Annotated in this window: 13 protein-coding genes and 3 pseudogenes; 11 read left to right on the top strand and 5 right to left on the bottom strand. The window is 57.8% G+C overall.

Annotated features, from left to right (window positions below; all coding sequences use genetic code 11):
* The first annotated feature begins 105 nt into the window (after positions 1-105).
* Together CTR2_RS21625 and CTR2_RS21620 are read left to right on the top strand one after the other, a co-directional pair.
* Entirely contained in the window at positions 106-501 is a 396-nt protein-coding gene (locus CTR2_RS21625; protein WP_176391597.1) for a Rieske (2Fe-2S) protein, read from the top strand.
* Between the two features lie 127 nt (positions 502-628).
* The gene (locus tag CTR2_RS21620) at positions 629-1,462 is read left to right on the top strand and encodes a DUF2789 family protein (RefSeq protein ID WP_087081114.1); all 834 of its coding nucleotides are present in this window, start codon (positions 629-631) and stop codon (positions 1,460-1,462) included.
* 51 nt (positions 1,463-1,513) lie between these two features.
* Here CTR2_RS21620 and CTR2_RS21615 read toward each other — a convergent pair.
* Positions 1,514-2,460, bottom strand: a pseudogene (locus tag CTR2_RS21615) (IS481 family transposase).
* 192 nt (positions 2,461-2,652) lie between these two features.
* Positions 2,653-3,135: a formylglycine-generating enzyme family protein gene (locus CTR2_RS21610; protein WP_254913412.1), complete on the bottom strand. Its 483-nt coding sequence runs from the start codon at positions 3,133-3,135 to the stop codon at positions 2,653-2,655.
* A gap of 204 nt (positions 3,136-3,339) precedes the next feature.
* Here CTR2_RS21610 and CTR2_RS21605 point away from each other — a divergent pair, with 204 nt between their 5' ends.
* From CTR2_RS21605 to CTR2_RS21585, 5 genes are all read left to right on the top strand, one after another.
* Positions 3,340-4,614, top strand: coding sequence for an aromatic ring-hydroxylating oxygenase subunit alpha (locus CTR2_RS21605; protein WP_087081117.1), 1,275 nt, complete (start codon positions 3,340-3,342; stop codon positions 4,612-4,614).
* A gap of 41 nt (positions 4,615-4,655) precedes the next feature.
* A complete protein-coding gene (locus CTR2_RS21600; protein WP_087081119.1) occupies positions 4,656-5,645 on the top strand; it encodes a Bug family tripartite tricarboxylate transporter substrate binding protein in 990 nt (329 codons plus the stop codon).
* Between the two features lie 3 nt (positions 5,646-5,648).
* The gene (locus CTR2_RS21595) at positions 5,649-6,428 is read left to right on the top strand and encodes an SDR family NAD(P)-dependent oxidoreductase (protein WP_087081121.1); all 780 of its coding nucleotides are present in this window, start codon (positions 5,649-5,651) and stop codon (positions 6,426-6,428) included.
* Between the two features lie 4 nt (positions 6,429-6,432).
* The gene (locus CTR2_RS21590) at positions 6,433-7,410 is read left to right on the top strand and encodes a PDR/VanB family oxidoreductase (RefSeq protein WP_087081123.1); all 978 of its coding nucleotides are present in this window, start codon (positions 6,433-6,435) and stop codon (positions 7,408-7,410) included.
* A gap of 122 nt (positions 7,411-7,532) precedes the next feature.
* A complete protein-coding gene (locus CTR2_RS21585) occupies positions 7,533-8,321 on the top strand; it encodes an IclR family transcriptional regulator (protein ID WP_087081125.1) in 789 nt (262 codons plus the stop codon).
* A gap of 257 nt (positions 8,322-8,578) precedes the next feature.
* Here the strand turns inward: CTR2_RS21585 and CTR2_RS21580 are convergent.
* The 3 genes and pseudogenes from CTR2_RS21580 to CTR2_RS21570 all read right to left on the bottom strand — a co-directional run.
* Positions 8,579-8,662: pseudogene (locus CTR2_RS21580) on the bottom strand (IS5/IS1182 family transposase); the annotation flags it as partial.
* Positions 8,662-9,114, bottom strand: a pseudogene (locus CTR2_RS21575) (transposase); the annotation flags it as partial. The pseudogenes CTR2_RS21575 and CTR2_RS21580, both read right to left, overlap by 1 nt.
* A gap of 30 nt (positions 9,115-9,144) precedes the next feature.
* Complete coding sequence (locus tag CTR2_RS21570) at positions 9,145-9,909, bottom strand: IclR family transcriptional regulator domain-containing protein (protein WP_087081127.1); 765 nt, start codon at positions 9,907-9,909, stop codon at positions 9,145-9,147.
* Positions 9,910-10,018: 109 nt separating this feature from the next.
* On the opposite strand from CTR2_RS21570, the gene CTR2_RS21565 reads away from it, so the two are divergent.
* Genes CTR2_RS21565 through tphBI form a run of 4 tightly spaced genes read left to right on the top strand, consistent with a single transcriptional unit; the run spans position 10,019 to position 13,648 of the window.
* On the top strand, positions 10,019-10,987 hold the full coding sequence (locus CTR2_RS21565; protein ID WP_087081129.1) for a Bug family tripartite tricarboxylate transporter substrate binding protein: 969 nt from the start codon (positions 10,019-10,021) through the stop codon (positions 10,985-10,987).
* A gap of 14 nt (positions 10,988-11,001) precedes the next feature.
* Positions 11,002-12,243, top strand: a complete 1,242-nt coding sequence (tphA2I, locus tag CTR2_RS21560) for a terephthalate 1,2-dioxygenase terminal oxygenase subunit alpha TphA2I (RefSeq protein WP_087081131.1) — start codon at positions 11,002-11,004, stop codon at positions 12,241-12,243.
* Positions 12,240-12,704, top strand: a complete 465-nt coding sequence (tphA3I, locus tag CTR2_RS21555) for a terephthalate 1,2-dioxygenase terminal oxygenase subunit beta TphA3I (protein ID WP_087081134.1) — start codon at positions 12,240-12,242, stop codon at positions 12,702-12,704. The genes tphA2I and tphA3I overlap by 4 nt, the downstream gene beginning before the upstream one ends.
* Positions 12,701-13,648, top strand: coding sequence for a 1,2-dihydroxy-3,5-cyclohexadiene-1,4-dicarboxylate dehydrogenase (gene tphBI / locus CTR2_RS21550; protein WP_087081136.1), 948 nt, complete (start codon positions 12,701-12,703; stop codon positions 13,646-13,648). The genes tphA3I and tphBI overlap by 4 nt, the downstream gene beginning before the upstream one ends.
* The last annotated feature ends 7 nt before the right edge of the window (positions 13,649-13,655 follow it).

The following is a 13,655-nucleotide window of genomic DNA, read 5'->3' as shown; positions in this document are numbered from 1 at the left end:
CTATGCCAAATCTACAGTTGTAGGTGCTGTGGCTTACCAGATGCCTTGCCAATTGGTGCTGAAGCGCGGAAGCTATTGCCACCATCAACGATCAAGGAGACCGTCATGACTCAGTGGATCGAAGCCATCAGGCTCGCCGAGCTTCCAGAGGGCTCTATGCGCGCCATCAACGTTGGGAATGTGGAGGTTTTGCTGACCCATGTTGACGGATCCATCCATGCAGTGGGTAATCGATGTGGACATATGAATGCTTCACTGGCCGAAGGCGCGCTGGTCGGTCATGTTGTGACCTGCGCGTTCCACTCTGCGCGCTTCGATGTCACAACGGGAAGAAAAGTGTCGGATGCTGTTGTTCTTCCTCCGCCTGGCATCGAAAAAGCCCCGGCGGAAATGTTGCCGTACTTGCAAAAGGCGGGACGCCTCTCTGCACCGATCAGGACTCATGACTGCCCACGCTATGACGTTATGGTGGATGGTGAAATGATCAAGGTATGCATCTAGTAGCCAATGGGTAGTGATATCGCGGCTACTTCTACTTCGTCCCAAGAGGCTGTGGGAATGAGAGCGAGCAAGCTCAGGAGCAATCCTGGCCTCGATATGTTTTTGTGCTCACCAACAATTGATATCTATGTCCGATAACTTCTTTCGCTTTCACGACTTGTTTGCTCAACTGGGTCTTCCCAATTCGCCAGATGCGATCGCAGCTTTTCTCAACCAGCACCGACCATTGCCCAATGACGTGCTTCTGGCAGACGCTGATTTTTGGGATGAACCACAAGCACAGTTCATTCGTGAAAAAAAGCTCGAAGACTCGCCGGAGTGGACTCAACTGATCGACCAGCTCAGTGAAGCGCTTCGGGAAAATTCGGGCAACCGGAACATGTTCGGTACCTGTCGCGTACTAGCTCTCTCGGGAAGTTTGCGTCATTCATCATTCAATACAGCCCTGGCCCGTTCAGCGCAGGCAATGGCACCACAAGGTATGAATATCGAAGTCGCAACCTTGCACGGAATTCCGCTCTATGACGCGGACCTGGAAGCCAGTGAAGGCATTCCGGCCGCGGTACTCAAATTGAAAGCGCAGATTCTGGATGCAGACGCTTTGCTGATGGTCACCCCTGAGTACAACAACGGCGTACCGGGTGTGTTCAAAAATGGCATTGACTGGCTCTCGCGTGCAGATATGAAAGCCGTTTTTGCCAGGCGTCCAACAGGCATGATTGGCGCATCGATGGGGGGCTTTGGTACTTTGTCGTCCCAGGCCGCCTGGTTGCCCACTCTCAAGATGTTGGGCGTTACGCTGTACAGCGGTAGCTCCGTACTGGTGTCTCGTGCACAAAATGCGTTCGATGCTCAAGGTGAGTTGATGGATGAATCGAGTCGGAAAAATCTGAGCACGTATCTCAATGGTTTCAACGAATTTGTGCAGCTCATCAAAATTGCAAAATTGAAATCCCGGTGAAGGGCGCATCGGATGGCGGCAGGTTCGTTTTCTGAAATGTGAAACCCAGTGCTAGATGTGAACCGTCAAGAGGTTATTTGCAGATTTGAGCCTGGACATCGGAGCAATGTGACCGATGCCGCTGTGCGGCCTGTGCCAGTTGTAATGGTGCTGCCAGTTCGCCAGGGCATGGGTCCGCTCAGCTGAGTTCTGGTAGGTCCAGCCATAGGCCCATTCCCGTAGTGCTGACTGGATGAATCGCCCCGCCTTGCCATTGGTCTGTGGCCGGTACGGTCTGGTGAACTTGTGCTGCATGCCCAAGGCTTTGCAGGCGGCAGCAAACTCCTTGGAGCGGAAGGCTGCGCCGTTGTCGGTCAGCAGGCGCTTGATGCGTACACCCAACCCCGCGTAGTACGCCACCGCGTTGTGCACAAACGCGACGGCTTCGTGCTTCTTCTCGTCGCGATGCATGGCAGTGAAGGCGATGCGTGCGTGGTCGTCGATAGCCACAAACAACGTCTCCCAGCCTGCACCCTCGACCGAGTCGCGCAGGTTGCCGGTTACGCGGTGACTGGGTCTGACGATGCGCCCGAGCTTCTTGGTGTCGATGTGCAGCATGTCACCAGGAGCCTCGTGCTTGTGGCGAATCACCGGCTCAGCAGACTGCAGGTCACTGAGGCGAGACAGGCCTGCACGGGTCAGCACACGGCTGACGGTGGTGGCCGAGATACCGGCATAGCTGGCAATGCGCGACTGAAGCATCCGACGACGGCGCAACTCGACGATGAGCAGTGCCTTGGACTGGTCAATAGTCCGGGGCGAGCGCGCGGGCCTGGAGGACGCATCGACCAGGGCGGCTTCGCCACCGGTCAAATACCGGCCCAACCACTTCCTGGTTGTCTGCGCCGTGACGCCTTGGCAAAGACCAGCCTGGGCGACGTCCAGGCCATGAATGGTCATTTGTTTAGCCATCCCAAGTCGGCGGGCGAAGGTAGGCCGGGCTGCTTATGGGTGTTCATCCGGTTGGGTGTCCTGAGTAGGTTGGGTGTTTGGCGACTTCCAGTCTCTCAAATCCAACCCGGATGAACACCGGATACAACCTATTGAAGCTTCACAGCTAGAGGGCAGCGATCACCAAGCTTGTAGCGGGCGCGCAGGTCGCTTGACCTGCGATGCGGCTCTCATTGGGTGGATTGAGCATCTGTTGGTCCTTATCGGCCCCTATCCATGACGAGCCTGAAGCCTACATTGTTGCTTGCACTCCATGGGGCCTGTCCCTGTCGGGCGCTGACCCGGTAGCCTTCGCAATAGTCTTCATTGCACAAGAAGGATCCTCCACGGATGACACGTTTGGGAGCATCGCTGCGCAAACCGTCGAGGTCGAAGGAGCCTTTGGGGTTGCTGACGTGCTTCAAGCGAGCTTGCATGCCGAAGGCGTCATAGCGGTACCAGTCTGCCGTCCATTGCCAAGCATTGCCAGCCATGTCGAATAGACCATATCCATTGGACTCGTAGCTGGCGACGGGCTCGGTTCCCGGAAGGATCTTGGGCTGGGCTTGAGGGAAGCTACCTGTTTGATCCTTCCAGATGCTGGCCATGACGTCGCCATTGGGTTCCTTAAGGGCTCCCCAGGCATAGCGCTGTTGCTCCAGTCCGCCTCGGGCAGCGTACTCCCATTCGGCTTCAGTCGGCAGGCGCTTGCGCGTGTTCTTGGTGGAGAGGTTGAGGCCGGATTTCCTTACTTATGAAACCTCTCATGTGAAACCTTGCTGCTGTGTAGTTTGTCCACAGAGTGGACAAAAACAATAAATTTGACACAGATCAGATAATCCATAAGATGGACATTGGTCTCATCAGACGAACATGATCGAAATCAAACCACCTCACGGAGACAAGGCATGAACAAGGAAATGTCCGAGACGCTCACCCGCGTCGGCCCCAATACACGAATGGGAAATTTGCTGCGCCGCTACTGGGTGCCGGCATTGATGTCCAGTGAGATCGCCGAAGCGGACGGTCCGCAGGTGCGAGTCCAACTTCTTGGCGAGAAACTTTTGGCTTTTCGCAATACGGATGGCAAGGCCTGCTTGATCAGCGAGTTCTGCTCTCATCGCGGCGTGTCGCTGTACTTTGGTCGTAACGAGGAGAACGGCATTCGCTGCGCCTACCATGGCGTCAAGTTCGATGGCGATGGCCAGTGCGTGGACGTTCCCTCGTCGCCGCAATCCTGCGCCCGCATGCACATCAAGGGCTATCCGTGCGTGGAGCGTGGGGGCATCGTCTGGACCTACATGGGCCCCGAGGAGCACAAGCCATCTCCTCCAGAGCTGGAGTGGTGCACCCTGCCACCGGAGCATGTATTTGTCTCCAAACGCCTGCAATACAGCAACTGGCTGCAGGCCATGGAAGGCGGTATCGACACCGCCCATGTGTCATATGTGCACCGCTTCGAGGTGGATACCGATCCCATGCACCAGGGTGTCAAGGCGCTGGATTACATCAAGGCCGATGGCAATGTGAAGTTCGAGATAGAGCAGACGCCATTCGGTCTGAGCCTGTTCGGGCGCCGCAATGGCGAGCCAGATTCCTACTACTGGCGCATCACGCAGTGGCTGTTCCCCTGGTTCACGCTCATTGCACCGTTCGGCAACCATGCGCTGGGCGGCCATGTGTGGGTGCCTATCGACGACCACAATTGCTGGGCCTGGAGCATCAACTGGCAGCCGGACCAGCCGCTTACCGAAGAAGAACGTACATCCATGGAGGAGGGCAAAGGCATACACGTGGAGTATGAAGCGCCCGGCAGCTTCATCCCCAAGGCCAATCGCAACAATGACTACGGCATGGACCGCGTTGCGCAGCGCGAGGAGCGCTCCTACAGCGGCATCTTTGGCTTTTCCGCACAGGACTATTCGCTGCAGGAAAGCATGGGTTCCATCCAGGACCATGCCGCGGAGAGGCTGCTACCCACGGACAAGGCCATTGTGATGGCCCGCCGCATGCTCAATGAAGCTGCTTTGGGCCTGGAGCAGGGCGAGACACCTCCTGCCCTTGACGCGAGCGAACAGCATGTGCGCCCAGCAGGCGTTTTGCTGCCCAGAGAGCAGGATCCCGTGGCCTGGGCCCGCGAGGAACTGGCGGACGCGACAAAGAAGCCGGTCTTCAGCCTCTGAACGAGAAGTACCAAGACAAGAAATGACGGAGACAAAGCAACATGAAGTTCCCCACGAAACTCAAGGCCGCCCTGGTCGCAGCAGCCTGTATGGCGACTGCGGCCTGGGGCCAGGCCACCGCAGCAGCGTCCGAATGGCGCCCCACCAAGCCTGTGCGCATCGTCGTGCCCATTACGGGCAGCACGAATGATGTACTGGCGCGTCTGATTGCGCCCAAGCTACAGGAGGCATTGGGACAACCCTTCGTGGTAGAGAACAAGCCTGGAGCTGGCGGGAACATTGGAGCTTACGAAGTCAGCCGCTCGGTTCCGGACGGCCATACCTTGCTGATCGGCTACAACGGGCCTTTGGCCATCAATGTCACCCTGTTTGACAAGATGCCCTATGACCCGCTCAAGGATTTGGTGCCCATCACGCTGGCGGTGAAGTCGCCGCAGTACCTGGTGGCCAATCCCGACGCTGGCTTCAAGGATGTGAAGGACTTCATTGCCAAGGCGAAGGCGAATCCCAGCAAGTACTCTTATGGCTCCGTGGCCATGGGCAGCGCCTCGCACCTCACCATGGAGATGATGAAATCGGCGGCGGGCTTTCAGATGACTCATGTGCCTTACCGTGGCGCAGGGCCTGCGGTGACGGACCTGATTGCAGGCAATATCCAGGGCGGCTTCTTTGTTCCGGGCAATGTTCAGGGCTTCGTCAAGGAAGGGCGCCTGAAGCTGCTTGCCTCCACGGGAACAAAGCGCTTTCCAAGCACGCCCACGATTCCTACGCTGGCCGAATCCGGCCTCAAGGACTTCGAGGCCACGTCCTGGATCGGACTGCTAGCGCCTGCCGGAACGCCGCCTGTGGTCATCAATACCTACCACCAGGCCATGGTTCGCATCCTCAACTCGCCGGATATACGCAAGCACTTGGACGAGATGGAGTTCGAGACCATTGCCAGCACGCCCAAGCAGTTCAGCGACTGGATAGCCACTGAAATCGTGCGCTGGGGCAAGGTCATCAAGGCAACGAATGCAAAGGCGGATTGAACAATGAGTGAATCCAGAATGGCGGGACGCACCGCCTTGATTACCGGCGCCGGTGCGGGCATAGGCGCCGCCGCCTCCCATCTCTTCTGCCAGGAAGGAGCTGCGGTGCTGATGCTGGACGCGAATGCCGAGGCTCTGGAGCGCACACGTGAGGCCATTTTGCAGGCTGTGCCGGGAGCCCGATTGGCCTGCGCTACGGCCGATGTGTCGGACGAATCGGCTGCAGCAGCAGCCGTAGGGCAGTGCGTGCAACAGTGGGGCGGTCTCGATACCCTGGTGAATAACGCAGCCATGCGTAACTACAGTGCCGCAGCCGATGCCACTGCAGCCGAATGGCAGGCCATGGTCGGCGTCAATCTGGTGGGCATGTCCAACTACTGCAGGGCTGCGCTTCCTGCGCTGAGGCAGTCGGGAACAGGCAGCATCGTCAACGTGTCCTCCTGCTACGCGGTCACGGGTCGCAAGGGCATGGCCCTGTATGACGCGACCAAGGCGGCGCAACTGGCCTATACCCGTAGCCTGGCATTCGAGGAAGCCGCTCACGGCGTGCGCGCCAATGCGGTGTGCCCGGGCTCCACGTTGACCGACTTCCACGTCGGCAGGGCACGGAGCACAGGCAAGAGCGTGGAGCAGCTCAGGACGGAGCGCAAGGACACATCGCTCATAGGGCGCTGGGCGTCGCCGGAGGAAATCGCCTGGCCCATCCTCTGGCTGGCTTGCCGCGAGGCGTCTTTCATCACCGGGACCACCCTGATGGTCGATGGTGGCCTGCATATCATGTAACGCCATGGCCTCTACATATCTTCAGGCGCGCGTCCACCAGATGCGCTACGAAGCGGCAGGCATCCTCAGCGTGGAGCTGCGGCCGCTTGCTGCGGCACAGGAGTTTTCCCAGTCTGTGCAGGCGGGTGCCCATATCGACCTCCACCTGGCCGATGGGTTGATCCGAAGCTATTCGCTGACCAATCCGGGGGAACGCCATCGCTATGTGGTGGCGGTGTCCCTCGACCCGACCAGCCGTGGCGGTTCACGCTTTGTCCATCAAAGGCTGAGGGTCGGGGACGTCATCCAGATTGGCGGGCCGCGCAATCATTTCCCCCTGGTCGAGACTGCCCCCCATAGCGTGCTGGTAGCCGGAGGGATCGGCATCACGCCTGTTCTTGCCATGCTCAGGAGGCTGAATGCCCTGGGCAGGACGGCGCACCTCATCTATTGCGCATCCAGCCGCGCGAGCGCCGCCTTTGTGCCGGAGATCGAGGCCATTGCAGCCCAGGCCGGCGGCAGGGTGACACTCGACTGGCACTTCAAGGAAGAAAAAGGCGTGCGTGCCGATCTGCACAACCTTCTCCAGGAACATGCCGAAGGCACGCACTTCTATGCCTGCGGGCCCCTGGCCTTTCTGGATTCGTATGAAGACAGTTGCGGGAAACTGGGGCTGGCGCATGTGCACCTGGAGCGCTTTGCTGCCGCACCACTGGCCGCCCCCCGGACGCCGGAAGTCGGCTATGCCGTCGAATTGCGCAGGACCGGCAGGACCGTGCAGGTGGCTGCGGGGACTTCCTTGCTGGATACCCTGATCAACGCGGGCATGAACCCCGAGTACAGCTGCCGTGAAGGTGTATGCGGGGCCTGCGAGGTCCGGGTCATTTCCGGCGATGTGGAGCACCGCGACCAGATACTGAGCGAGCAGGAGCGGGCCGTGAACAAGAGCATGATGATCTGCGTCTCTGGATGCCGTTCAGGCAACCTGGTCCTGGATTGCTGAGCGACATCGGAACAGTGTGCGGATGGCAGGAAGGGGTGGCAGCGTCCAGGGAATACCGCCAGCCTCTTGCTCTGCCCATGTTTGCTGTCCATCAGGTGGACAATTGCGGGTAGAGTATCGGCATGAATCAGAAAACCGTTGACATGGCCGAATCCGATAAATCCGAAGGCGGGGTGCGCGCAGTCCAGCGGGCTCTTGACGTGCTTCTCGCTTTCAGGCCTGGAGACGATGGATTGCTGGTGGCCGAACTGCTAAAGCGGGTCGACCTGAGCCGGCCGACCCTCTATCGCTTGCTCGATACGCTCAACACTAAGGGGTTTCTCGTTTCCGAGGGCGAACCCCAGCGTTTCCGGCTCGGCCCGGCAGTCGCGCAGGTGGCCCATGCCTGGTCCGCAGGCATGAGCTACGAAACCGTTGCCCAACCCATGATGCGCCGCCTGTGGGAGAAAACCCGTGAGACCGTTTCCCTGCATGTGCAGGAAGGTGTCTCCAGGACATGTGTTGCCGAACTCCCCAGTACACAGCCCCTGAGTTTCAAGCGCGGCGTGGGCTATCGTGAGAATCTGGTGCGGGGGGCCAGTGGACGGTCCATTCTCGCCTGGCTGAACGTGGACAAGCAGGATCTTTCTGTCTACGGCGCGGAAAGTACCGAAGAAGCCAAGCGGTGCACGGAGCAACTGAGGCAAATTCGCATCGAAGGCTATGCAACAAGCCGTGATGAGCTGATTCAGGGAGCTGTCGCCATTGCCGCACCATTTTTCGACAGTAGCGGTCGTGTGGTGGGATCACTTGGGTTGTTTGGCCCTAGCGCAAGACTCAGCGAAGAGGTTGTTCGGGGCTATGCTGTGCTCCTCAGGGAGGAGGCGGCCCAGCTTTCAGCGGCACTGGGATTCAAGAGCCTGGAGCCATGATGTCCAGTCTCATACTGGACGGTGTTGCCGTTTCGGAAATCTTTACCGATCTCTTTTTCCAAGAGGGATCTGCGAAGACCACGCTCTAGGTGCTGCAAATTTAGCTGAGGGTTTGAGACCGCCTAGCTGTTGGAGTCGATCGGACGCTCTTGGATGTATGACGCTTATCTTTTATCTCCTAGAGACGGGTAGCAACGGCGCCCAGTCTGCTATTCGAGGAAACCTTGAGGTTAGAGCGCACAATACTAAGAGTCTGTTCAAAGTCTTTTGAGCAATAGAACCCAGAAGGCCAAATGGACAAACTGCAAGCTAGCATTGAGCAGCCGCTCGCAGTCCTTCCATATTCCACAGGACTTAAACGTCCCAGAGATACCACGATACGTTTTTTCGTTGTACCAACGAATGCAAGTATCGACAGCTTCGATGAACTGCCCAATCGTCGTTGATTGCCAATTGCCGGGATAAAACAGCTCCATTTTCAGCCTTCCGAAGAAGTCTTCACATGCAGCATTGTCTGGCGAGCACCCTTTGCGGGACATCGAGCGAACCAGCTTTGCATCATGGCCCCTCAAGAGCCAGCCTGATCAGCGATAGTGAGCTTCACGACCAGAATGAATCAAAGGGCGGCTCTCGCTGCCTTGAACAGCATCAATGGCCGCATCCAGCATTGTGTTGGATTTGCATTGGGATGAGTCCCTATCGACTAGCTCGCCACCAGCCTGTCAAAGCAATCAATGACTGGCGACAGGTAAAACTTGCCAGCAGGAATCTGGAATTCAGTAGTGCCGGTGATTCATCTCAGCGGGTCAGCTTTGCGTGTAAATCAACAGGGCGGATATAGCTTTTTTTCCAACTCATTGCGAGCGCGCTTCAACGGCATCAAAAAAGTCTCTTTGAACTCGCTCATGCTGAGTCTCTCGGCCCTGACTGCAATGCTCATGGCAGCAATAGTGTTGCCTTGAGGGTCGCGCACCGGCGCTGCCATAGAGCGCACCCCCAGCTCCAGCTCTCCGTCGCTGCATGACCACCCTGATTGCCGGCAAGTTTCAAGCAGACCTAGCAGCTCCTCCAAGTCAGTCACCGTCTGAGGGGTCAGAGCCACCCGCTCGATCATCTCCAGCCTTGCACGCGCCTCATGTTGAGGCAGTCCTGACAACAGCATCCGACCAATCGCAGAACAGTACACCGGCAACCTGGATCCTATTCCTAGACCCGTGCTCAAGCTGCGCCGAGCGGTCGAGCGGCCAATGATGATGGCATCGTCCTCCAACAAAGTACCAAGCGAAGCGGATTCTCTGGTGCGCTCCGACAGTGCATCCAGTAGAGGCTGAGCCAACGCAGGCATGGGGCGCGATGACAGAAATGAATAGGCAATCAGCAACGATTTGGGCTGCATCCAGAACAGTTTCCCGTCGCTCTCTAGATAGCCAAGCTGTACCAGTGTACTGAGCGAGCGTCTAGCCGATGCTGGTGTGGACTGTGTGAGCCTGGCTACCTCTGACAGCGTCAGCCGGGTATGCCGACGGTCAAAGCAGGTCAGCACCTCCAATCCCTTGCGCAGCGATTCCACAAAGTTCTTGTCCTGCATAGCAATCAAATCAAGGTGTTTTCAACATTTTTGCGCATAGCGCAAAAACAGGTTTAACACAAAGTACGACATCCCCATACTGCAGCTCCACACACAAGAAGGAGACAAGATGCGCAACGCATCCATTCGCAGACGCGAAGCATTGATCTGCATTGCCGCAGCGGTTGCGGCAACCGGCAGCCTGGCTCAGTCAAATCAACCTCTCAAGATCGTCGTGCCTTTCTCGGCCGGAGGTACCGCCGATGTACTGCCGCGTCTAGTAGCCGAAAAAATCCGCACGGACTACGCAGGTGGCGTGATCATTGAAAACAAGCCCGGGGCGGGCGGAAACATCGGCGCGGATCTAGTGTTCCGAGCACCGCCGGACGGCATGACGGTGCTGGCTTCCCCTCCGGGCCCCATCGCTATCAACCACAACCTCTATCAAAAGCTCAGCTTCGACCCGACTCGCTGGGTTCCTGTGACGATTTTGGCCACAGTGCCCAATGTCTTGGTCATCAACCCCAAGTTACCTATTAAGTCCCTTGGCGAGTTCATTGCATACGCCAAAGCCCACCCCAAAACAGTGACTGTGGCTACGCAAGGTGACGGATCGACATCCCACCTGACTGCAGCCATGTTCATGCAGCTGACTGGTGTTGAGCTAACCGTCGTTCCCTACAAGGGAACGGCCCCGGCATTGATCGACCTGATTGGCGGCAATGTGGATGTGTTTTTCGACAACATCAGCTCATCGGCCACCTATCACCAGGCCGGCAAAGTGCGCATTCTGGCCATTGCCGACGAGCAGCGTTCTCAAATATTGCCCCAAGTCCCTACCTTCGTCGAGCAGCAATGGCCAGCCATGCAAGCCGTGACTTTCTTTTCTGTCGTCGCTCCCCCAGGCACGAGCTCAGAAATCGCTCAGAAGCTTCAGAAGCAGATGGCCCTGGCTCTGTCATCGAACGACATCCGCAAGCACTTTCAGGAGCAGGGCGCCGTGCCCTGTGGCTGGGATCCAACCAAGACTGCTCAGTTCCTCCGTCAGGAAACCGAGAAGTGGAAGAAGGTGATGAAGGCCGCCAACGTCAAGCTCTAATCCCAGGAACCAACATGCAAGAATCCATCATCCAGTGGCATGGGGCCACTAATACACGTGTGCCTTTCGGTATCTACACTGACACAGCCAATGCTGATCAGGAACAGCAGCGAATCTATCGCGGCGAGGTCTGGAACTACCTGTGCCTGGAATCTGAAATTCCCGGGGCCGGTGATTTCCGCACTACCTTTGCCGGTGAAACACCGATAGTTGTCGTACGGGATGCCGACCAGGAAATCTACGCCTTCGAGAACCGCTGCGCGCATCGCGGCGCTCTCATCGCTCTGGAGAAATCGGGTCGTACGGATAGTTTCCAGTGCGTCTATCACGCCTGGAGCTACAACCGACAGGGAGATCTGACCGGCGTTGCCTTCGAGAAAGGTGTCAAGGGCCAGGGTGGCATGCCGGCCTCGTTCTGCAAAGAAGAGCATGGCCCGCGCAAGCTCCGCGTGGCTGTCTTTTGCGGTTTGGTCTTTGGCAGTTTTTCCGAGGATGTACCCAGCATTGAGGATTACCTTGGCCCTGAGATTTGCGAGCGCATAGAGCGCGTGCTGCACAAGCCCGTAGAAGTCATCGGTCGCTTCACGCAAAAGCTGCCTAACAACTGGAAGCTCTACTTCGAGAACGTGAAGGACAGCTATCACGCCAGCCTCCTGCATATGTTCTTCACCACCTTCGAGCTGAATCGCCTCTCACAAAAAGGCGGTGTCATCGTCGACGAGTCGGGTGGTCACCATGTGAGCTATTCCATGATCGATCGCAGCGCCAAAGACGACTCGTATAAGGACCAGGCCATCCGCTCCGACAACGAGCGTTACCGGCTCAAAGATCCCAGCCTTCTAGAGGGCTTCGAGGAGTTCGAGGACGGCGTGACCCTGCAGATCCTTTCTGTGTTCCCTGGCTTTGTGCTGCAGCAGATTCAGAACAGCATCGCCGTGCGTCAGTTGCTGCCCAAGAGCATCTCCAGCTCGGAACTCAACTGGACCTATCTTGGCTATGCAGATGACAGTGCCGAGCAACGCAAGGTCAGACTCAAACAGGCCAACCTTATCGGCCCGGCCGGATTCATTTCCATGGAAGACGGAGCTGTCGGTGGATTCGTGCAGCGTGGCATCGCAGGCGCTGCCAACCTTGATGCAGTCATCGAGATGGGCGGAGACCACGAAGGCTCTAGCGAGGGCCGCGCCACGGAAGCCTCGGTACGCGGCTTTTGGAAGGCCTACCGCAAGCATATGGGACAGGAGATGCAAGCATGATCAATGAAATTCAAATCGCGGCCTTCAATGCCGCCTACGCGAAGACCATAGACAGTGATGCAATGGAGCAATGGCCAACCTTTTTCACCAAGGATTGCCACTATTGCGTCACCAATGTCGACAACCATGATGAGGGACTTGCTGCCGGCATTGTCTGGGCGGATTCGCAGGACATGCTCACCGACCGAATTTCTGCGTTGCGCGAAGCCAATATCTATGAGCGCCACCGCTATCGCCATATCCTGGGTCTGCCTTCGATCCAGTCAACCGATGCAACACAGGCCCGTGCTTCCACGCCGTTCATGGTGCTGCGCATCATGCATACCGGGGAAACGGAGGTCTTTGCCAGCGGTGAGTACCACGACAAATTCACCACGATCGATGGCAAGTTACGTCTGCAAGAGCGCGTCGCGGTTTGCGACAGCACGGTGACGGACACGCTGATGGCATTGCCGCTATGACAATAGTGCACCGTAGATTGGCTTTGGCCATCGGCGATCCCCACGGTATTGGCCCAGAAATCGCACTGAAAGCTCTCCAGCAGCTGTCTGCCACCGAAAGGTCCCTTATCAAGGTCTATGGACCGTGGAGCGCTCTTGAACAAGCAGCGCAGATCTGCCAAATGGAGTCCCTTCTTCAAGACCTCATTCATGAGGAAGCCGGCTCGCTTGCACAACCAGCGCAATGGGGAGAGATCACCCCGCAGGCAGGCCTATCCACGGTGCAATCCGCAACAGCAGCCATCCGGGCGTGCGAAAACGGCGAGGTCGATGCCGTCATTGCCTGCCCCCACCATGAAACGGCCATTCACCGCGCAGGCATAGCGTTCAGCGGCTACCCATCTTTGCTCGCCAATGTTCTTGGCATGAACGAAGACGAGGTATTCCTGATGCTGGTGGGTGCTGGCCTGCGCATAGTGCATGTCACTTTGCATGAAAGCGTGCGTAGCGCACTAGAGCGGCTCTCTCCTCAGTTGGTGGTCGACGCGGTGGATGCCGCCGTGCAGACATGCACCTTACTCGGAGTGCCTAAACCACAAGTCGCTGTATTCGGGATCAACCCTCATGCATCTGAAGGACAGTTGTTCGGCCTGGAGGACTCCCAGATCACCGCTCCTGCCGTCGAGACACTGCGCAAGTGCGGCCTGGCGGTAGATGGTCCCATGGGGGCCGACATGGTTCTGGCACAGCGCAAGCACGACCTGTATGTGGCCATGCTGCATGACCAAGGGCACATCCCCATCAAGCTGCTGGCTCCTAACGGAGCCAGCGCGCTCTCCATCGGCGGCAGGGTGGTGCTTTCCAGCGTGGGCCATGGCAGCGCCATGGACATTGCCGGCCGGGGCGTGGCCGACTCCACGGCCCTCCTACGCACGATCGCCCTGCTCGGAGCCCAACCGGGCTGAGGACCCT

Source organism: Comamonas thiooxydans, from assembly GCF_002157685.2.
GTDB classification, from domain to species: Bacteria; Pseudomonadota; Gammaproteobacteria; order Burkholderiales; family Burkholderiaceae_C; genus Comamonas; species Comamonas testosteroni_H.
Note: the sequence above shows the minus strand (reverse complement) of the source record. Positions and strands in the feature narration are given on the sequence as shown.